We start from the raw sequence: 18,819 nt of genomic DNA, 5'->3' as shown, positions 1-18,819 counted from the left end.
AGGCGCACCTGTTCCCCGCGAATAGCTCCACCAGGAGCTTGCGGCCGTCGCGGCGCACGGGGTGATGGCAATCGAGCCCGATCCGGCATCAACGCGTGGGTTCGGCCCGGACCTGAATGACCGGACGGTCCGGGAACCGGCCTACCAGGCGGGTCTTCAGGCCGTGCGTGCACTGCGCCAGGTCTGCGGCAAGCGACTACCTCCAGCGCTACTACCTGCACACCCCCCTCCACCCCTCCGCGTACGGCCCTCCCCGCGCCCTCGGCCCCGGCTCGACCAGCGCCGACACGCCAGGAACGTCTCGGTCACCGGTTCGAACTGCGCTGTGGAGGACTCCACATCACCGTCCACCACATCCCCGCATGGCTGGTCGGACTGATTACTGCCGCCGCAGGCGCAGCCGGGGCCTGGTGGACGCAGCAGTTGTAGGGACGTCGGGCAGCGGGCTGCCGGCTTCACACGGACCGGGGTACAGCGCCCGTAGGGGCGAGCAGTCCGCGTTCGGTCCTTGCAGGGCTGCGGGCCCGGGCAGGGAGGCGTCCCGGCTGAACGGTCGGTGCAGGGGCCGTACCGTGTCGGCGGGCGCGGGCGTCGGGTCGACGCGGCGCAGCGGTCGGGGCCCGCCCGGGGAGTCGTCGTCGAAGCCCGTCCGCCCGCGCCGGACCGCGCTCCGAATCCGCCTCTGTTTCCCCGTTCCCCTCCGTGTGCGACGCCCCGTCAGGCCCGGGAAAACACGCGGCGTAGGCTGGGGTTCCGTGCCATGGCACGTAAAAGTGAAATAAGAGGAAGGCTGATCGTGCGAACTCCCCTCTCATGGCTTGCCGGCAGGTACTCGCTCGGAGTGAGAAGCGTCAGACGGGCCGCACTGGGCTCGGTCGTGGCAAGTATCGCGATCATCGTGACCGGTGGAATCGTCCGCGTCACCGGCTCCGGTCTGGGCTGCACCGATTGGCCCATGTGTACGGGAGAGACGCTGGCCCCCACTGCGGAAATGGGAGTGCACGGCGCCATCGAATTCGGGAACCGGCTCCTGACCGGGGTGCTGTGCGCGGTGGTGGGCTGGGTCATCATCACCGCACGCCTCCAGAAAAGGCCGATGCCCGCCGTGCTGCGCGGGGGCTGGGCGCAGTTCTGGATCGTGGTGCTGAACGCGGTCGTCGGCGGAGTGACCGTATGGATGCGGCTGAGCCCCTACATCGTCGCCGCCCACTTCCTCGCGGCCACCCTGCTGCTCACCGCCGCGGTGTACACCTGGCACGCGGCGTACGCGGACGAAGGTGCCGGTGCTGGTGCCGACGGTGCTGCGGGGGAGGCGAGCGGCCACGGTGGCGGGGGCGTCCGGCCCGGCGTGAGGACCCCGTCGGCGCCGCGGACCGCCGCGCGGATCCGGTCGCTGTCGGCGGTCCTGGTCGCGGTGACGGCCCTGCTGGTCGTCGTGGGCACGCTCGCCACCGGTTCCGGCCCGCACGCGGGCGACTCCTCCGACGTGGTGCGCATGCCCTTCGACTGGACGGTCGTGACCGTGGTCCACGGGGTGCTGGCCGGGGCGGTCCTGGTCCTGGCCGGAGTGCTGCTGTCCGCGTTGCCCCGGGACGGCTTCGGTGCCGCGCGGCGCAAGGCCACCGTCTTCCTCGCCGTGCTGCTGGGCCAGGGCGTGGTGGGGCTCGTGCAGTCGCTGACGGCGCTGCCCTCCCTCGTCGTGATGCTCCACCTGCTGGGATCGGCCCTCGTGTGGACGGGAGTACTTCAGGTGCACTTCACGGTCAAGAGGGCCTCATTCGGCCATTCCGGTCAGCCGGGCGGCGCACCGCTGCCGCGCGCGCGGGGCGCGGCGACGCACGCCTGACCCACCGGGAGACCAGTGCATCTACCATGTACTCGCAATTGGAATTTTGCATTCCATTTTCGCCCGTATTGTGACTTCCGGCCATCACGGGCGATGACATCGGAAAATCGTTCTCGCAGATCCCCACTCCCGCTTGTTAGGTTCTCAATCAATCGAGCGGAGGGGGGTGACACAAATGAACGACCACGAGGTTGTCGAGTACGAGGCGCCCGAGATGCTGCCCATCGGCGAGTTCTCCGAGCTCACGATGTGGTACGGCTGGGCCAGCAACGACGGTGAGGGCACGGCGATCATCTGATCGCCGCGCGCAAATTCGGTTGCCTAGGGGGATTCCTTGAGTGCGTCATGGTTCATCGCTTTTCCGGAGAACGCAGACGACGCATTCCCGGTCCCCACCGGGCCGCCTGAGAACACCGATGTGCTGACGTACGCCTCGGGCCGGACATGGGTGGTCGCGGACCGCTCCCATTCCCGCCTGATCGCCGCAGATTCCGGCGCCAGACGCCTCGCGCTGTTCGGCGAGACGAGCATCGACGCGGGGCGTCTGGCGCGCCTGCTGGCTCAGCACGACCGACCCGCCGACCTGATGGACGCCGCACACGGGATCCCAGGCAGCTTCCACATCCTCCACACCGACGGCCGCTCCACCTACGTCCAGGGCAGCGCCTCGGGCCTGCGCCAGGTGTTCTACGCCCGGTGTCGGGACGGCTCGTACGCCGCGTCCGACTCGGCCGAACCGCTGGCCCGGCTGAGCGGTGCCACCCCGCGCATCGAGATGGTCGCCTGGGGGATGCTGCACCCCGGATTCGACTACGGGCTGACCCACGGCACCTACTGGCACGGGGTCCACCGGCTCCCCGCCGACCGGCGGCTGCGCATGACCGCCGACCGGGTCGAGGCCACCGCGTGGTGGCGTCCCCCGGCGCCGGAGCTGTCGGTCGCCGACGGCGCACCGAAGGTGCGGGCCGCGCTGGAGGAGGCGGTGGCCGTCCGACTGGCCACGGCCGGAGGTCTCTCGGCGGACCTGTCGGGCGGCATGGACTCCACGTCCCTCTGCTTCCTGCTGGCCGGCCAGGGGGCCCGGTTCCAGTCCTTCGTCGAGCAGACCGTCGATCCCAACCACGACGACGCGCACTGGGCGGCGATCGCCGCCCGGGAGATCGACAGGCCGCTGACGGTCCTCGGCCCCGAGGACGTTCCAGGGCCCTACGACGGCATCTGGGAGCCGGACCGGGGACTCGTCCAGGACGTTCCCTACGGGCTGGGCGAGCCGTACACCCTCATCCGGAACCGGGCGAGGAAGACCGCCATGGCCAGGATCTTCGCCGCCACCGGCGCCGACGTGCACATCGGCGGGTTCGGCGGGGACGAGCTGTTCACCATCGCACCGTCGTACTTCGGCGACCTCTACGCGCGCGCACCCCTGCGGGCGGTCCGCGGCATCCGCGACCTCGCCCGGCTGAGGCGCTGGAGCCTGCCCTCCGTCCTGCGGGCGCTCGCCCGGCAGCAGACCTACCAGGGGTGGTTCGAGGAACAGCTGAGCCGTCTGCACCTGCCCCGGCCAGCCGTCCTCGGCCCCGGCCTGAGCTGGGGCCCGCAGGTCCGCGTGACCCCGTGGTCGACGCCCGCCAACGTCGAGGCCGTCCGCGCGGTCGCCGCCGCCGGTGACGCCGGCCGGACCCCACAGGCGGACACCCGCTCGGTGCACACCAGCGTCGCGGGACACCGCATCGGCGGACAACGGCTCGGACCGCTGCGTGCACTGATGGAGCACCAGGGGATCACCCTGTCGCTCCCGTACATGGACGACGCGGTACTGGAGGCCGCCCTGTCGGTCTCGCGGGCCGAGGCCCTGCCGGGAACCGGGTTCAAGCCGGTCCTGAAGGCCGCCATGCGGGTGGACGCGGCGGCGCCGGGCTCCCGCGCAGGCGCGCTCTCCCGCTCCACCAAGGGCGAGTTCAGCATGTCGGTCCACCGCGGCCTGGCCCGCAACCGCCGCGCACTCCTCGGCCTGTTCGAGGACTCGCTGCTCGCCGAGCACGGCCTGGTGGACATCGACCGGTTGCGCGCCGCCCTGCGGGACACGATGCGCCCCGAACACGAGACCAACGCGCTGGAGCTGACCGTCGCCGCCGAGGCCTGGATGCAGGCCGTCGCGGCCGCCCCGGCCCGGGCCCCGGTCCCGGCGGCTGCGCCCGAACGATCCCTCACGAACCGACGACTGGCCCCACCATGCTGAAGATCTCCCCTCACGTCGTACTCACCAGGACCGAGGACGCGGCCGTCCTCCTCGACAAGAAGTCCGGCACGTACTTCCGTATCAACCCCATGGGGACGGCGGTGTTCGAGATGCTCGCCGCCGGACGCACCCAGGACGAGGTCGTGAGCGAGCTGTCCGCACGGCACCCGGAGGCCGCCGACCGGATACCCGGCGACGTCGCGAAGCTGGTCGACACCATGCGGCGCGCGAAGGTGCTGGTGTGACGTGACACTGCCCATGACCCTGGAACCGCGCGCCCGGCTGCCCCTGCGCCGACGCCCCCTGCCGGTGCTGGCCGTCGCGGCGAGCCGCCTCCTGACCCGGCTGAGCCCGCACGCGCTGGAGCGGATGCTGCGCCGGGCCAGCCGCGGCGCCCGCCCCGCCACCCACGCCGAGGCACTGGCCGCCCGTAGCGACGTCGTCTCCGTCAGCCGTCGCGCCGCCGGACCGTACTGCCTGGAACGCTCGATCGCCGCCGCCCTGCTGGCCCGACTGCGCGGCAGCTGGCCCGACTGGGTCTCCGGCGTCAGCCTGATGCCGTTCGCCGCGCACGCCTGGATCGAGGTGGACGGCCGGGCGGTCGGCGAGTCCATGCGGCTGGACGCCTTCCACAAGAACATCGTCGTCTCCCGCGCCCCCCGCACGGGGCGCAGCGGCGGGCGACACGACCACCCCTCCGAGAGTTGAGACGGACGGACACCATGGACACCAAGCACATAGTGGAGCAACTGGCGAGTCGGGGACACGCCCTGGTACCCGGCTTCGTGACGGGCGAGGCCCTCGCGCGGGCACAGGCCGCGATCGACACCTACTTCCCCGACCCGGAAAGGAACGGGAGCATCCCCGAGGAGGTCAATGCCCTCAAGCACGCGGTTCCGTTCCCGTTCACCAGCAACGACCTGAACCGGCACGCGTTGGACACCCGGGTCATCGACGTCGTCGAGGAGTTGCTCGGCACCACCGACCTGCGGCTGACGAGCTCCTTCATCCAGGCCAAGTACGGCACGGCGTACGGGGAGAGCCGGGACCAGACCCTGCACAACGACGCCTGGGCGGCCAGCAGCCTGGTGCACCCGCGTGCGGACGGCGTCTACCAGCGCGTGTACGGCATCCTCTACCTGACCGACGTGACCGTGGACACCGCGCCCACCTACGTCGTCGACCGCGCCGCACACCTCGGGCTCCCCCTGTTGACCGAGGCGGGCAAGGGCTCCTACGACAAGGCGGAGTATCCCGAGCTGTACGAGCAGGAGCGGCCCGTGGAAGCCCAGGCCGGCTCGCTCCTGCTGTTCGTCGGTGACATCGTCCACCGGGGGTCGGCCTACAACGAACCGCTCGGACGGCGGCTCGCGCTCTTCTTCAACATGCACGGGGCACAGGCCCGTTGGACGGACAAGCACCTGTGGTCGATGCGGCCGGCCCACCCGAACTGGAACACCCTGCACGAGCTCATGGTCGAACTGGACCCGCGCCAGCGCCACCTCCTGGGCTTCCCTCCTCCCGGGGACGGCTACTGGACCGACGAGACGATCGGGCACCTGGAGCGGATGTACCCCGGGATCGACTCCGAGCCCTACCTGCCGCCGACCACCCCGGGCCGGGCCCCGGGTCAGGTCCAGGTCCCGGCTGCCGCGGTCCCGGCCCCGGTCGCCCCGTGACGACGGAGCGGTCCGGGTACACGGGACTGGCCATCGACGGGCTGCACTACCTCGGCGAGGTGCTGGAACTGGGGGACGGCTTCGACGCGGCGGCCGAGGAATCCGTCCGTACCCTCTTCGACGGCTGGGGCCACCGGGTCTCGCGGGACGACGACGGAGGCGGGACCAGGCAGGAAGCCGCGTCGACCGCCCCGTTCGAGTACTCGCTCGTCCTGCAGGGGGACCGCGTCGACGTCCGGCTCTTCTTCCGGCCCCTCCCCGAACGGGGCCCCACCACGGTGCCCGGCAGCTGGGAGCGCGGCCGGCGGACACTGGCCGGCCTGGAACGCCTGGGCGTCGCGCACCTGGAGCGGGTCCGGGCGGTCGCCGACCTGTTCCGGCCGCGCAGCGAGCGGGCGGCGTTCGGAATGTGCCTGGCGGCTTCGGTCCGCGCTTCGGGCATCGCCCGCCCCAAGGTGTACTTCGACACGCTGGCGGCGGGCACCGAACACAGCCGGGAAACGGTCGGGACGGCACTCGACCGGCTCGGCCAGGGCAGGGCGTGGAGCTGGCTTCAGCGCCACGACCCGCAGGGCATGGCGCACCTGATGCCGGCGTTCCTCGCGCTCGACGCGGACGGGGCCCCGCACGCCCGGATCAAGTTCTACACCACGGTCACGGAACGCTCGGCCGCCGAACTGGAAGCACGCCTGGCCCCTTGGGGCCGCGGTGCGGCGGCCGCCGCGGCCGGCCTGGTCGCGGACACCGCCCCGCAGGGCTCGACGGCGCTGGACATGGCGGGCGTACGCCCGACCCTGTGCTGGAGCATGACCTCGCGCGACGGAGCACGGCCGGACGACGCCACCCTGTACCTGCCGTTCAACCTGTACGCCCCGCAGCAGCAGGAGACGCACGGCCGACTACGCAGGAGGCTCGCCCCCGCACTCCTGGCCCGGGTGGAGCGGCTGGTGAACGACCACGCGGCGGCGGCGGAGGGGCGGGCGAACCCGTTCCACTGGGCGGCGGCCAAGCTGGTCCACGGCGGAGGGGCCCTCACCCTCTACACCTCGGCCGCGGCGGTGGAGGCGGCCCGGACGGCCCGGCCCCCTGCGCGACCCCGCTCGGCCCCCCTTCCGCTGACGACGTAGCCGTGCCGGCGAGGCCTCCGCCCGGCGCGGATCAGCAGCTGCCGCAGCGCACCGCTGCCGGCGGGTTGCCGGATCCTCGGGAGCCAGGACTCACGGCACGGAAAGCGCATCACCCCGGACGGATGTCCGTGACCAGCAGGCCATGCTCGGCGCGCAGGCGCTCGGCCACGAGTGAACGGTGGCACGCCTCCGGATCGCGCTCGACGCAGAAGAGGGCGGTCACCGCGCCGGTCGGGAGATCGGCCGCGAGTGCACCCAGGTCGAAGCGGTCGAGGATTTCCCGGCTGTAGCGCTCGGCGTACTCGGGCGCCAGGACGATGCGGTTGCGCTTGCCCACGCCCTGGCGGTCGTCCTCGCGGTACTGCAGCTGACGCAGTTCCGTCGTCGGTGCCAGCCCCTTCACGTGCCGGTAGCGGATGCCTGCGGCGGCGAGCGCGCGCTGGAGGCGCGTCGAGTTGGCCCAGGAGTAGTCGTGGCCGCGAACGCCGCGGCGCTGGCGGAGATCGAGAAGCAGCCCCACACCGCCACCGGCGAGCTCCGCCAGGAAGGCATCGGCCGTGAAACCGTAGACGCCGATCGTCGCGATGCGCCTCATCGGGCCTGCCCCTCACCACCAGAGCAGGCGATCATGGGCTGCCGTTTCCCGGGGCCGACCCCGCTCACACGTTCAGCATGACGGCGTAGGCCAGGAAGAACAGGGCGCACGCCAAGGCCACCACGCAGATCAGTACGAGGGGGCCCTTGGCCCAGCCCCGGGTGAGAGGACGGTACGGGCCCGCGCCGGATCCGGTGCTCGACTCACCAGGCGGCGTCTCGCCGGGCGGCACCCCTTGGTTGGGTCGGGAGGTGTTGCGCGGCTCCGGGTCTGGAATTCGTGCGGACATGGCTGCCTCCTCGCGCCCGCCGAGCCGGCCGGTCGGCCGGTTTGTCCGGCACCTACCCACCGTGTGGTGCCCCACTACCTCCATACGCCTACTGGCGACACGTGCCCTCCACGAGCGGCTTTCCGGCCGACGTCCTCGCCCACCAGCGCCACGGCGACCGCCCCTCACGCGGCCGGGTGCCCGTGCGGCGTGTGCCGGGCAGGTACGGGCGTGGCTTCGGCGATGAGGAGGGCGACGTCGTCGTGGTCGTCGGGGTGGCGCAGGGCGTGCAGGAGCCAGTGGCAGGTGTCTCCCAGGGGCCGGCGCGGTTCGTCGAGCGTGCGCAGCAGCGTGTTCAGGCGGTCGTCGATGGAGTGGTGGCGGGTTTCTACGAGGCCGTCGGTGTACAGGATGAGCCGGTCGCCGGGCCGTAGCTCGAAGAAGTTGGTGTGGAAGGGGACACCGCCGACGCCGAGCGGCGCGCCGGTGGGGAGGTCCAGCAGCCGGCGGCGGCCGTCGGCTGCGTCGAGGACGGGCGGGAGGTGTCCGGCGTTGGCGACGTGGCACCGCTGGTCGTGGGGGTCGTAGACGGCGTAGATGCAGGTGGCGATGTAGTGCTCGAGCCCTTGGGTGATCTTGTCGAGATGGCGGAGGACTTCGTCGGGTGCGAGGTCGAGGTCGGCGAAGGCGCAGGTGGCGGTGCGCAGGCGGCCCATGGTGGCGGCGGCGTCGATCCCGTTGCCCATGACGTCGCCGACCACCAGGGCGGTCTTGTCACCGGCGAGCGGGATCACGTCGTACCAGTCGCCTCCGACCTCGTGGGTTGCCATGGCGGGCTGGTAGAGGGAGGCCACGTCCAGCCCGGTGAGCGACGGCGGATGACCGGGCAGGAGGCTGCGCTGGAGGGTTTCGGCGGTATTGCGGACGCTCTGGTGCCAGCGGGCGTTGTCGATCGCGACGGCAGCCCGTGCGGCGATCTCCCCGGCGAGGAGGACATCGTCCTCGTCAAAGGGCAGCGGGTTTCGTGCCCGGAGCAGGTCGAGGACGCCGAGGACCTCGTTGCGGGCGATCAGCGGCACAGCGAGGTAGGAGTGGACGCCGGCCCGGGCGAAGGTGGCCGCGGCTTCGGCATCGCGGGCGATGTGCTGCAGATCGTCGCTGTCGGCGTGGGAGACGACGATGGGCGCTCCGGAGTGGACGCATCGGGTGATCAACCGGTCGGCGGCGTACGCCGCGAGGTCACCGGCCGCCAGCGCGGCGGTGGTGGCGTGGGTGGGGTAGGCCGCGGCCACCGCGAGAGCCCGGAACATCTCCGGGCCCGGATCGTGGGAGGGGGTGGTGGGGCGGAAGGCGAGGACATCGTCGAGGACGTCGACCGTCGCGATGTCGGCGAGGTCGGGCACGGCGACGTCGACCAGCTCCTTCGCGGTGTGCTCGACCTCCAGGGTGGTGCCGACGCGGGCGGAGGCGTCTGCGATCACGGCCAGTCGGCGCCGGGCCCGGTCCGCTTCGGTGGTGGCCCGGTGGCGTTCGCTCACGTCGACCACCGAGTTCGCCACGCCGATCACCCTGCCGCTGGAACTTTCGATGCGAAAGTACGACACCGACCAGGCGTGGTCGTGGTCGGGGTCGGCGGGGGTGCGGCCGACGGTGTACTGGTCGACCACGGGCGTGCCGGTGAGCAGCACCTGGCGCAACGCGGACTCGATGGTGCCGACGTCGAGGAAGGTCAGGATGTCGTGCGGATGCTTGCCGATGTGATCGGCGGCCGGGATGCCGTTGATGCGCTCCAGGGCCGGGTTGATCAGCAGGTAGCGCAGGTCGGTGTCGAGGAGGGCGATGCCGATGGGGGCCTGCGAAACCAGGCGCTGGGAGAGCGCCAGGTCGGTCTCGACCCGCTGCAGCATGGTCCGGTCGGCGGCGATGCCGAGGGCGTAGGTGTCGCCGAGGTCGTCCAGCAGCCTCATGTTGCGAAACTCCACCAGCCGTGTGCTGCCGTCCTTGTGCCGGATCGGAAAGGCGCCGGCCCAGCTCGCCCCGGTGCTCATCACCTCCGCGAACAACCTGATCACCAGGTCTCTGTGCTCGTCGCGGACCAGCATGGCCGCGTACTGGCCCAGGGCCTCCTGGGCGGTGTAGCCGAAGACCTCCTCGGCCTGGGGGCTCCAGAACACGATGCGTCCTCGGGTGTCCAGCACGATGGCCGCCACGCTGAGTAGATCGAGCAGTCCTCCCGGTGGCGACGGCCCCGACCCGTCGTCCTGGAGATGCAGCGGCTCGTTTGCGGCCATGGCTCAACGCTCCCTGCTCCGCACGGCCGGCTCGGGCGGGCCAGTCGAGGGGCTCCCTTCCATGCTGCTCCCCGAACCGGGTCGTGGACGATCCGCCCGCACGCGGTACAGGGGGCGCGCTCGGACCGGCCGACGCGTCCTGCTGGTCAGGCTGGCTGAGGGCGGCCGAAGAGATGGTCGAAGCCCTGAGGAAGCCGAGGGCCTGCTGAGCCCCGTTCCCCATCCAGCGGCTGGCCCCACCGACAGCAGCCCCTGTGGTGGTCGTGGAGCACCCGGCGTCTTGGTCCCTGGTCGTCATCGATTTCGCGCACCCGCACCCGGTCCGCCGCGCAGAGAGCGTGCCGTGACCGAGACGATCCGTGCCAGCTCCGGTACCGCTTCACGCCATGCGACGCCTCCGCAGCTCAGCGAGCCAGAGCCGAACCTGCTCGTCGTCATGCAGGTAGCCGCCGCCCGGTCCTTCGTAAAGATCGATTCCATGAAGGAGGCTCAACGCCCACCAGGAAAGGTCGTCCCAGTCCAGCTCGTCCTGCGTCACCCACCCCGCGGCCCAGCGGTCGACCTCGTCCCGTGCCAGCCGGCCCTCGACAAGCGCAACGAAACGGTCTTCGATCTCATCGAGAGTCGGCTGCGAAATGGCACCCATGCCCCGACCGTACCGGCGGGGCGAACGTTGCCTGATGCGGCGCTGAGAGGTCGTTTCATCCCGCTGTTTTATCCCGAGATCGGCTGTTTGGTCTGTGGTGTCGGGTCGCGCCAGGAGACGGTGTTCTCGCTGGTGAGGCGGCGGGCCATGAGGTCGGTCATGGCGATGTGGATCACTGCTTCGGAGCGTTCGGGGAGGGTCTCGTAGTCGCGGGCCAGGCGGCGGTGGAGCATGAGCCAGCCGTAGGTCCGCTCGACCGCCCACCGTTTCGGGATCGGGGTGAATCCCCTGGTCCCGGGCTTGCGGGCGGTGATTTCCATGTTGATTCCGAGGGCGGCGGCGTGTTCAACGAGGTGTTGGCGGTAGCCGCCGTCGACCCACACCTTGCGGATGCGAGGGTGCTCGGCCGCGACTTGGTCGAGCAGTGCGGTGCCGGCGACGGAGTCCTGCACGCTGGCCGCGGTGACCAGCACGGCGAGGAGGAGGCCGAGCGTGTCGGTGACGATGCTCCGCTTCCTGCCCACGATCTTCTTCCCCGCGTCGACGCCCTGGCCGGCAGCAGGGACGCTGGTGGAGGTCTTCACGCTCTGGGCGTCGATCACGCAGGCCGACGGCTCGGCGTCCCGGCCTTCTTTCTCCCGCAACAGTTGCCTGAGCAGGCCGGTGAGCTGGGCGAACACGCCCTCGTCGGCCCATTTGGCGAAGTAGCCGTAGACAGTGTTCCAGTGCGGGAAGTCATGCGGGAGATAGCGCCACTGGACCCCTGTCCGGTCCACGCACAAGATCGCGTCCATGATGTCGCGCAGGTCGCGCTCGGACGGCCGGCCGAAATCCAGAGCCCTGCCACGGCGCTCGAACCGCCACGCGGCCAGGACCGGCTCGATCAACTCCCAGCGGGCATCGGACAGATCACTCGGATACGGGCGTCACTTTGTCATGCCTCCGGCGTACCGCCGCAGACCGAGTGCGGCGCGCAGCCGCGGCACCGGAAGCACGCAGGCCCCGGAGGTCGGACGTTCTGGGATGAGACAGGAATAGAACCCAACCCGTCCCACCCGCCACCCAACGCGGCCCACAGGCATCCACTGCACCCGTGGTCACTACCGCACCGCGATCGCACGCCTTGAGAACCGCCCTAAACCCGGGTAGTACAGGTGAAAACGACCTCTAAGGACCCCCGCGTCACGCCGGCGTCCCGAAGACCTGCACTGCGTAGTTGTCGCTGACGCCGACACCGGTGTCGACGAATGCACAGTTGACCATGTTGGCGTGGTGGCCCGAGCTGCCTATCCACCAGTCGACGGCAGCCTTGGCGTCGGTGCTGCCGTTGAACCGTCGGTGCTGCCGTTGAACATGTTCTCCCCGAACATGCGCGCGTTGCAGCCCGCATCCTTGATCCGCTGTTGGGCGGAGGAGCCGTCGGAACGGTGTGGGATCGTCACGGTGCCGGGCAGCGGATGCGAAAGGCTTCCATGCGCTGCCCCGCAGGTGGGTGGTCGAGCGGGCACTCCGCTGGCTGGGACGGTGCAGACGGTTGACACGGGACAACGAGCGCAAGACCGCGCACGCCGAAGCGACGCTGGCAGTCGCCATGATCCGCCTCATGGCCGCCCGCCTCGCCGACGAGGAGACCGAACCGCGCGGCCCCATCGGGACCGAAGCGGCCCGCCACCTCACCGACGACCTCAAGAGCGAGTGATCACCCGATTGCCCAACACCGTCTTACGCGCGTGCGGCCAATTCACGGAGCCTGCCTCGCAGTTCCCCGAGCCCCTGAGGGTGAGACCGTGTAGACCTTCCCGTAGGCCCGGAGGGTGTCGGCCGGGTCGCCGGGGCGGCCTCGCAGGACGGCGTCCAGGAAGGCGAGGGTGGCGCGGGCGACGACGCGCGGGCTCTCGGTGCGGCCCAGGGTGCCGACGATCGAGGGCACCGGCGGCAGGTAGAGCGGGCCGTCCATGAAGGTGAGGTGGCCGGCACCGGGGACGGTGAGCCGGTAGCTCGTCGCGGTGTTGTGTTCGAGGGCGTCGGTGAGGCGGGGCGGGTAGCGCGGGTCGGTGCCGGCGGTGATCTCCTGGGTGAGCGCGAGCGCCGGCTGCTCGAGGGCGGGTGCGGTGGGGCCGTGGGGGTAGCCGTCCAGGTCGACGACGGCGTCGAACCGGCGGTCCTGCCGGGCCGCCTGCAGGGCGGCGGCACCGCCCAGGGAGTGGCCGGCCACCGCGGCGCGGCCGGTGTCCAGGCGTCCGGTCAGCTGGTCGGCGGTCTCGCCCCGGTCCAGCCGTTCCAGCTGGGTGAGGGCGAAGCCGAGGTCGGCGGCCCGGACGGCGGTCCAGCCCGCCGCCAGCTCCTCGTCCCGGTCCCGGTCCCCGCTGGAGGCGGTGGTGGCGCGGATCGTGCGGCCGTCGGCGAGGACGACGACGGCGGAGTCGTACGGATGGTCGAGGGCGGCGACCACGTAGCCGTGGCTGGCCAGCTCCTCCGCCCAGGCGGTGTTCTGCGTCCGCACCCCGCCCGACCCCGGGGAGAACAGGACGACCGGGAACCGCTCTCCCCCACCGGCCACCGGGGCGTCGACGACCGCACGGCTGCGAGCCCGCGGGACGCCGTCGACCAGGAAACCGGGCAGGCCGGTCCCGCCGGCCAGGGCCTCGGCGACGGTGCGCGCCTCCTGCTGCGTGCGGCCCAGGTACTGGGCCCGCTGGGTGCCGGCGGGGCTCCTCTGCGCGGGGTACCAGAGCTGGGCCACGACCGTGCGCCGGTCGTCCGGATCGGCGGTGAAGCCCTCGGGGCGGAGCGGGTCGGTCCACTGCACCACCCGGGTGCCGACCGCGAAGCCGCCCGACGGCTCGGGGAACTCGGGCACGGGAAAGGCCCAGGCCGCCACCGGGCCGGTGGCGATCAGGCCGGCGCAGGCCAGCGATCCCGGCAGGGCCAGCCACCAGCGGGCCCGCCACGCCGGTCGGCCGGCACGGCGCCGCAGCAGGGGCGGGAGGGCGAACGCCGACGCCAGGGCGGCGCCGGCCAGGACGGGCAGCAGCTGCCAGCGGATCCCCGCCACGCCCAGCACGGTCGCGGACGCCACGAGCACCGCCCCCGCCCCGATCGTGACGGGCCGGCGGGCGGCCGGGGGGAGCCAGCGCGCCGCCACCAGCGCGAGGGCACCCAGCAGGACGAGGACTTCCGGAAGGGACATCGACAGCCCCGTGATGGTTTCGGTCACCCGGTCATGCTCGACGCCGGGTCCGCGCCGCCGCATCGGTCCCGGGTCGCCGACCGTTGCCACTGCGGTCGCAACCCGGGCGGGCCGCGGTGCGACCGGAGTGGCAACCGCCTCACGCCCGTCCGGCGGCCGCTCTGCGACCGCGGGAGGTGGTGGGCGTCCTCCTGCGGTCGTACCCCGGCAGGGTGGGGTCGGCCGGTGGGCTCATGCGCACCGCCGACCCCGCGGCCTAGGCTCCGGCTGTACGCGCTGACGGTCCCGGTCGGGCCGCCACGACGACCGATCGACGAGGAGGTGTGACGGTGCGCCACCGGGACCGGGTACCGCCCCTGTTGTGGGACGCGGCGCTGCCGATCCTTCTCCTCCTCAACGTCGTGACCGCCTACCCGGCGCGGGAGTTGCCGGTGGCCGCGGCGCTCACCGCCGCCCTGGCGCTGCCCCTGCTGTGGCGGCGCCGGACCCCGCTCGCGGTGTTCGGCGCCGTGGCGGCCGCGGCCTTCGTCCAGTGGCTGATGGACGTCCAACTGCCCGCGGACATCGCCCTGCTGGTGGCCCTCTACACGGCGGCCGCGCACACAGGCCGGCGCGGCACGCTCCTCGCCGCCGCCGTCGTGGAGGGCGGAGCCGTGCTGGCCTGCCTGCGCTGGACACCGGACGGCGCGTTCCTGACCCCTTTCGTCGCGCTCTCCGCGACGGTCGTCGCCGCCGCCGTCCTCGGGGTGAACGTGCGGACCAGCCGGGCCTACCTCGCGGCCGTGCAGGAACGGGCCGAACGGCTGGCACTGCACCAGGAGCAGCAGGCACGACTGGCCGTCGCCGAGGAGCGGGCCCGGATCACCCGCGAGATGCACGACATCGTCACCCACAACCTGTCCGTCATGGTCGCGCTCACCGACGCCGCCGTCTACGCCCAGCACAGGTCCCCGGACCGGGCCACCGCCGCGATGCTGCAGATCTCCGAGACGGGCCGGCAGGCGCTGACCGACATGCGGCGCTCGCTGGGCGTCCTGCGGACCGACGAGCGGGATGCGGAGCGCCATCCGCTCCCCGGTATCTCCCAGCTGGAGGCCCTCGCCGACCAGATGGGCACCGCCGGGCTGCCGACCCGCCTGGAGGTCCGCGGCGGGCACAGCCACATCCCCGCCACCGCACAACTCACCGTCTACCGTCTGGTACAGGAAGCCTTGACCAACACCCTCAAGCACACACCCGCCGGCACGCGCGCGACGGTCCTGGTCGAGTGCTCGGCCCAGGCCGTCGGCGTGGACGTCACCGACAGCGGCCCCCGCCCGGCACTTCCCGCCGCCACACCGCCCGGCCACGGCATCCCCGGCATGCGCGAGCGAGCGGCCGCCTACGGGGGGACGCTGCAGGCCGGACCGCTTCCGGGCGGCGGCTGGGGCGTCCGTACCCGACTCCTCCTGGGCGGCGGCGGGGCGGCCTCCGCATGACGATCCGCATCCTGATCGCCGACGACGAGGCGCTGCTCCGGATGGCCTTCGGCACGGTCCTGGAGGCCCAGCCCGACATGACACCGGTCGGCGAGGCCGAGGACGGCGCCCAGGCCGTCCGCCTCGCCCGCGAGCTGCGGCCCGACGTCGTCCTCATGGACGTCCGGATGCCCGGGACGGACGGGATCGAGGCGACCCGACAGGTCGTCGAGGTCTCCCCGCAGAGCAGAGTGCTGATCCTGACCACCTTCGACCTGGACGCGTACGCCTTCGCCGGTCTCGCCGCCGGAGCCTCGGGCTTCCTGCTGAAGAACACCCGGCCGGAGGAGCTGCTCGCCGCGATCCGCAACGTCGCGGCGGGCGACGCGGTGCTCTCCCCGCGGATCACCCGGCGCCTGCTGGAGGACTTCCGTCCGCACCTGCCCGACGGGGGCACCGCCGTCCGCGACGAGCGGCTGGACCGGCTGAGTGCTCGTGAGCGCGAGGTGCTCGTCGAGGTCGGCCGCGGCCTGTCGAACGCCGAGATCGCGGCCGCGCTGTACCTCGCGGAGGCGACCGTGAAGTCCCATCTGGGGCGGATCCTGCACAAGCTCGAACTCCGCGACCGGATCCAGGCCGTGGTCTTCGCCCACGACAACCGCCTGATCCGCCCGGCCTGAGAGGTCGGTTTCGTCCGATGTCTCATCCCTGGACGGGGTGTTCGATGGTCTTCTTCGGGTCGCGCCAGGAGTTGGCTCGACTGGGGGCTCAAGTCATACCGGGCCGAAGGCCGGGAGTCACCGCAGTTCGAGCGGGTTCTGGAAGCGATCCGGGTGCCCCGGCTCGGGCTCGGCAGTGCGGGATCAACCGCCTCAAGCGCCACCGCGCCGTCGCCACCCGGTACGACAAAATCGCCGTCCGCTACGAAGCGACCAGCACCTTCACAACCGGCCCTAGACGTGAAGGGAGCCGAGCTCGGTGAGGAGCAGAGCGATGTCGTCGGCACGGTACGAGGAGCGCCGAGCGTTGTGCAGCAGCCGGTCGGCGAGTTCGTCCAGGGATTCGGCGTAGGCATGGGCCAGGGATGTCCGTAGGCGGTCGATCCCCACGTCGATGTCGGTTCCTGGTTCCTCGACCAGGCCGTCGGTGTAGAGGGCGAGGAGGGATCCCGGCGGTAGGGCGATCCGGGTCGGGGGATAGGCGCCCGAAGGCTCCACGCCGAGGAGTGGGCCGACGTCGAGGTCGAGGGCGCCGGTCGGGCCGTTGGGACGGCGGAGCAGGGGTGGAGGGTGCCCGGCGGTGACGGCGTGGGCTTGGTGGCTGCGGGTTTCGAGGCGGATGTAGCAGCAGCTGGCCAGGAGCCCGGGGTCGAGATCGATGAGGGTCCGGTTGACGCCCGCCATCACATCGCCGGGGGCGTTGCCCACAGCGGTGAAGGCCCGTACTGCGCTGCGCAGCTGGGCCATGGTGGCCGCGGCGGCGATGCTGTGCCCCTGCACGTCTCCGATGACGAGAGCGACCCCGTTCTCGACGGGGATGACGTCGTACCAGTCGCCGCCGATGTCCATTCCACTGGTGCCGGGCAGGTAGCGCGCGACGGTACGGATGCCCGGGACCACGGGCAGCCGGTGGGGAAGGAGGGTCTGCTGCAGGCCCCGCGCGACGGCGAACTCCGAGTCGTAGAGCCGCGCCCGTTCCAGGGCCTGGGCGATCAGCCCGGCGAGTGCGGTGAGGACGCCGCGGTCCTTCTCCGTGAACCGGTGGGCCTCGTCGAAGCCCAGAACGCAGGTGCCGACAGGGCGGCTGGAGGCGATCAGTGGCAGATACGCCCAGGAGCTCACCTCTCCGACGGGGATACCCGGGTAGCCCCGGGAGAGGTCCTCCTGCGACTCGATGAAGAGCGGCGCACCGGAGGTGAGCGTCTCCGTCCCGGGCAGGCGGGCGTGCAGCGGAACGCCCTCCAGCCAGTCGAGGAAGTCCTCGTGGCGGCCGGTGTGGAAGAGCCGGTGCATCGTCTTGCCGCGGACCACGTAGATCGCCAGCTGCTGCCCCCCGAACGCCGGCAGCAGCTGGTCGGCCAGGACCTGGCAGACTTCCCGTGCCGTGACCGCCTCAGTCAGCGCGCTGCCCAACTGCAGGACGTGGTACATGACGCCCATCCGCGCCGGCGCCCCTGCGGTCGCGTCGACGCCGACTGCTGACACAGAGGGGGGACGGGCGTCGAGGACCACCCGCCCGGTGACCCCGTCGCGCTGGGGGTGGAGGGAGAAGGCCAGCCACTGGTCGGGCGAGCAGCGGGCCAGGAAGGACGAGGGCGTCTGGGAGATCATCGCGGACCGGTGCCGGTACTCGACGTCCAGGTCCGACAGCCAGGGCACCACGTCCCACAGAACCCGGCCCAGCAACTCCTCACCGGAAACGCCCAACAGCCGCAAAGCGCTGGGGTTGGCGTAGGTCACCCGCCCGTCAGGGGCGAGGGAGAACACCCCGTCCCGCAACCTCTCGACCGCGGCGAGAGCCGCATGGCCCGCCCGGGCCTCCACGACCGAACCGATCAGGTGCATACGCGCCCCCGCGTCATCGGTCCCCAGTCGGCGCGCCCACAACTCCACCGTGCGGTGGCCCTCGCCGCCGCCCCCGCGCTCCCGTATCCGAAGGCGGCGCGCCGCGATCCGCCTTCCGCCGGCCACCTCCCGGGCAAGGGCCCGGAACGCGGCAAGATCGCCGGGATGCAGGCAGGCAGCCAGCGTTTCGGCTCGGCCGTCGAACCCACCGGGATCGAGACCGAAGGCCGCGCAGAACTCGTCGTCCGCGGTGAACGTGCCAGAGGCTAGGTCCCAGTCGAACAAGCCCACCCGCACGGCCCTGGCGACGGGAGCCGGGATCTCGACCGGGGTTGTGCCCGGATCGCATTCCACCGGATCGCCGGTACGGGCACGCAGAGCCACCAGGGAGTCACCGAGCCGCCCGGCGACGGAGCGCAACCTGCGGCGCCAGGTCTTGGAAACACCCTCGTTGCCGGGTGAGGTCGCCCAGACGATCGCCAGCGATCCGAAGGTCTCCCCGCCTGCGGCCACCGGCACGGAACAGGAGCCGAAGGCGTACGGCAGCGCGACGGCGAGCTGGGGAAACCGGCGCATCGTCTCGTCTGCGTCGGCCAGGTGGACGGTGCGGCCGGTGCTGTATGCCACGGCGACGGGGATGGGACTGCCCACCGGAATGAGACGCCAGCCACCGAGCAGGGAGGGTGTCGTCCCGTAGGTCGCGCTCAGCGCGAGGGACCGGCGGTCGCGGGAGCGGAGAAAGATGCTCCCCGCATACGCGCCGGTTGCGTCGACGGCCTCGACGACGGCTGCGGCGAGCAATTGCTCGCGCTCCGCCGTCCAACCGACGGGCATCTCGCGCACACCTCCAGTCTGCACAGGTCAGTGGAGGTCGCCCTGCAACGAAAAGCGACCTCGGCCGGTGCACGCCCGAGCCG

17 protein-coding genes and 1 pseudogene are annotated in these 18,819 nt (G+C 71.8%); 10 read left to right on the top strand and 8 right to left on the bottom strand.

Going from position 1 to position 18,819, the window contains the following annotated elements; translation table 11 throughout:
- Positions 1-760: 760 nt before the first annotated feature.
- The 7 genes from ACSHWO_RS34370 to ACSHWO_RS34340 all read left to right on the top strand — a co-directional run bounded on the left by ACSHWO_RS34370 (position 761) and on the right by ACSHWO_RS34340 (position 6,891).
- Positions 761-1,846, top strand: a complete 1,086-nt coding sequence (locus tag ACSHWO_RS34370) for a COX15/CtaA family protein (protein WP_438318569.1) — start codon at positions 761-763, stop codon at positions 1,844-1,846.
- 175 nt (positions 1,847-2,021) lie between these two features.
- Entirely contained in the window at positions 2,022-2,144 is a 123-nt protein-coding gene (locus tag ACSHWO_RS34365) for a lasso RiPP family leader peptide-containing protein (RefSeq protein WP_133895650.1), read from the top strand.
- 120 nt (positions 2,145-2,264) lie between these two features.
- Positions 2,265-4,085 carry an asparagine synthase-related protein gene (locus ACSHWO_RS34360; RefSeq protein ID WP_438318565.1) on the top strand — a complete coding sequence of 607 codons (1,821 nt, stop codon included), beginning with the start codon at positions 2,265-2,267 and terminating at the stop codon, positions 4,083-4,085.
- Positions 4,079-4,330 carry a lasso peptide biosynthesis PqqD family chaperone gene (locus ACSHWO_RS34355; protein WP_385808161.1) on the top strand — a complete coding sequence of 84 codons (252 nt, stop codon included), beginning with the start codon at positions 4,079-4,081 and terminating at the stop codon, positions 4,328-4,330. The genes ACSHWO_RS34360 and ACSHWO_RS34355 overlap by 7 nt, the downstream gene beginning before the upstream one ends.
- A gap of 1 nt (position 4,331) precedes the next feature.
- Positions 4,332-4,793 carry a lasso peptide biosynthesis B2 protein gene (locus tag ACSHWO_RS34350; protein WP_438318562.1) on the top strand — a complete coding sequence of 154 codons (462 nt, stop codon included), beginning with the start codon at positions 4,332-4,334 and terminating at the stop codon, positions 4,791-4,793.
- Between the two features lie 14 nt (positions 4,794-4,807).
- A complete protein-coding gene (locus ACSHWO_RS34345) occupies positions 4,808-5,764 on the top strand; it encodes a phytanoyl-CoA dioxygenase family protein (protein WP_438318559.1) in 957 nt (318 codons plus the stop codon).
- Positions 5,761-6,891 (top strand): hypothetical protein, encoded by a 1,131-nt coding sequence (locus ACSHWO_RS34340; protein WP_438318556.1) that lies wholly within the window; start codon positions 5,761-5,763, stop codon positions 6,889-6,891. The genes ACSHWO_RS34345 and ACSHWO_RS34340 overlap by 4 nt, the downstream gene beginning before the upstream one ends.
- A 109-nt stretch (positions 6,892-7,000) precedes the next feature.
- Here the strand turns inward: ACSHWO_RS34340 and ACSHWO_RS34335 are convergent, their stop codons facing one another.
- The 6 genes from ACSHWO_RS34335 to ACSHWO_RS34310 form a co-directional block, all read right to left on the bottom strand.
- A complete protein-coding gene (locus ACSHWO_RS34335; protein WP_438318553.1) occupies positions 7,001-7,486 on the bottom strand; it encodes a DUF488 domain-containing protein in 486 nt (161 codons plus the stop codon).
- A 64-nt stretch (positions 7,487-7,550) separates the two neighbouring features.
- Positions 7,551-7,775, bottom strand: coding sequence for a DUF6480 family protein (locus ACSHWO_RS34330; RefSeq protein ID WP_385808229.1), 225 nt, complete (start codon positions 7,773-7,775; stop codon positions 7,551-7,553).
- A 164-nt stretch (positions 7,776-7,939) separates the two neighbouring features.
- Positions 7,940-10,045 carry a SpoIIE family protein phosphatase gene (locus ACSHWO_RS34325; RefSeq protein ID WP_438318550.1) on the bottom strand — a complete coding sequence of 702 codons (2,106 nt, stop codon included), beginning with the start codon at positions 10,043-10,045 and terminating at the stop codon, positions 7,940-7,942.
- 379 nt (positions 10,046-10,424) lie between these two features.
- Positions 10,425-10,691 (bottom strand): hypothetical protein, encoded by a 267-nt coding sequence (locus ACSHWO_RS34320; RefSeq protein WP_438318547.1) that lies wholly within the window; start codon positions 10,689-10,691, stop codon positions 10,425-10,427.
- 68 nt (positions 10,692-10,759) lie between these two features.
- The gene (locus ACSHWO_RS34315; protein WP_438319341.1) at positions 10,760-11,599 is read right to left on the bottom strand and encodes an IS5 family transposase; all 840 of its coding nucleotides are present in this window, start codon (positions 11,597-11,599) and stop codon (positions 10,760-10,762) included.
- 274 nt (positions 11,600-11,873) lie between these two features.
- Positions 11,874-12,074 (bottom strand): CAP domain-containing protein, encoded by a 201-nt coding sequence (locus tag ACSHWO_RS34310; protein WP_438319340.1) that lies wholly within the window; start codon positions 12,072-12,074, stop codon positions 11,874-11,876.
- 64 nt (positions 12,075-12,138) lie between these two features.
- Between ACSHWO_RS34310 and ACSHWO_RS34305 the strand changes: the two are divergent.
- Positions 12,139-12,312, top strand: a pseudogene (locus ACSHWO_RS34305) (IS5/IS1182 family transposase); the annotation flags it as partial.
- 120 nt (positions 12,313-12,432) lie between these two features.
- Here the strand turns inward: ACSHWO_RS34305 and ACSHWO_RS34300 are convergent.
- The gene (locus tag ACSHWO_RS34300) at positions 12,433-13,944 is read right to left on the bottom strand and encodes an alpha/beta hydrolase family protein (RefSeq protein WP_438318544.1); all 1,512 of its coding nucleotides are present in this window, start codon (positions 13,942-13,944) and stop codon (positions 12,433-12,435) included.
- Between the two features lie 260 nt (positions 13,945-14,204).
- Between ACSHWO_RS34300 and ACSHWO_RS34295 the strand changes: the two genes are divergently transcribed.
- Together ACSHWO_RS34295 and ACSHWO_RS34290 are read left to right on the top strand one after the other, a co-directional pair.
- Entirely contained in the window at positions 14,205-15,359 is a 1,155-nt protein-coding gene (locus tag ACSHWO_RS34295; protein ID WP_438318541.1) for a sensor histidine kinase, read from the top strand.
- Positions 15,356-16,018: a response regulator gene (locus ACSHWO_RS34290; RefSeq protein WP_438318538.1), complete on the top strand. Its 663-nt coding sequence runs from the start codon at positions 15,356-15,358 to the stop codon at positions 16,016-16,018. Before ACSHWO_RS34295 ends, ACSHWO_RS34290 begins: the two co-directional genes overlap by 4 nt.
- A gap of 273 nt (positions 16,019-16,291) precedes the next feature.
- Here ACSHWO_RS34290 and ACSHWO_RS34285 read toward each other — a convergent pair whose 3' ends face one another.
- Entirely contained in the window at positions 16,292-18,736 is a 2,445-nt protein-coding gene (locus ACSHWO_RS34285) for a SpoIIE family protein phosphatase (RefSeq protein WP_438319339.1), read from the bottom strand.
- Between the last annotated feature and the right edge of the window lie 83 nt (positions 18,737-18,819).

The organism is Streptomyces pallidus (ex Mingjun et al. 2026) (assembly GCF_051550185.1).
GTDB lineage: Bacteria > Actinomycetota > Actinomycetes > Streptomycetales > Streptomycetaceae > Streptomyces.
The sequence above is the reverse complement of the archived record's forward strand: the minus strand, read 5'-3'. Positions and strand labels throughout refer to the sequence as shown.